Origin of the sequence: Microcoleus sp. Pol12A5 (genome assembly GCF_036701435.1) — a bacterium.
Classification (GTDB): Bacteria; Cyanobacteriota; Cyanobacteriia; order Cyanobacteriales; family Microcoleaceae; genus Microcoleus.
Map to the genome: position 1 here is coordinate 1 of NZ_JAUBQU010000304.1, position 1,185 is coordinate 1,185.

At 47.8% G+C, this 1,185-nt stretch carries 1 protein-coding gene; it reads left to right on the forward strand.

Features of this window, described 5'->3' with window-relative positions:
- A partial coding sequence (locus QUA45_RS28900; RefSeq protein ID WP_333223390.1) for a choice-of-anchor Q domain-containing protein occupies positions 1–1,185 on the forward strand: 1,185 nt, incomplete at both ends.

Genomic DNA, 1,185 nt, shown 5'->3' on the forward strand with positions numbered 1-1,185 from the left:
GTAGCAGCACTTTAACTTTAGAAAATTGCCAAGTCAATAATAATGTTGCCGGTTTTGGTGGTGGCATTTACACGGGTTTCCGCAGCACGACAAATGTAATTAACACCAAGTTTAGCGGCAATGATGGTTCGCTAGCGGACAATACCGAACGCGGTGGCGGCGCGATCGCCACTAAAAGCGGCGGTGTTTTGACTATCAGAGATAGCGAATTTACCAACAACAAAGGCAGCTACGGCGGTGCTGTTAACAACCTGTTGGGCAGCATGACGATCGAAAATTCTAAATTCACCGGCAACCGCACAGAGAAAGGCGTCGGCGGGGCAGTTTACGTCGATGGCGCTAATGCCTCCGGGCCGAATGCAACCCCCGGTCCCGTTGCAGGAACTATTGCTATCCGCAACAGCGTTTTTGATGGCAATATCGGAGCCAGAGAAGGAGGAGCGGGATTTTTATTTGGCTATCTTCAAGATAAGATAGTTTTGGAAAATAGCACTTTTGTTAACAATAAAGCTGTTAAGGATCTAGCAGGAGTTGGAGGTTCCGGAGGCGCAATTCGTCACGGTAATATGGATCTTACTGTCACAAACTCCACTTTTGCTAATAACCAAGCTGAAGATAATGGGGGCGGTTTGTGGTCGGGAGAGAATGGAAATATCAGCATTGTCAACAGTACATTTTCCGGCAACAGCGCTGCTAAGCAGGGCGGAGGAATGCTGGTCGCTAACAGAGATTCCTTTTCGACTAACATCGTTAATTCGACTTTTGCTAAGAATACCGCTGAATTTTCGGGAGGTATTGCTACTTTTAACGATCCGGTGAAATCGCCAATTACTGTCAAGAATTCGATTTTTGATAGGAATACGGCAAGTAACTCTTTTAAAACTAGGCAGCACACTGGACGGGAGCTCGTCGACGGGGGAAACAATCTTCAATTTCCCGCTAAACTGACGACCGGAGATCCTAATGATAGTAATGTTACGGCAAATGTGAGGATCGCAGACCCCTTACTGGGCCCTTTGGAAAATATTAACGGCGCTTTCGTCCTGCCGCTGCTAACAGGAAGTCCGGCAATTGATACCGGTACTGGTGCGGGCGCGCCGGCTACGGATCAGCGCGGTGTGACTCGCCCTCAAGATGGTGATAATAACGGAAGTGCGATCGTTGATATTGGCGCTTATGAATTTA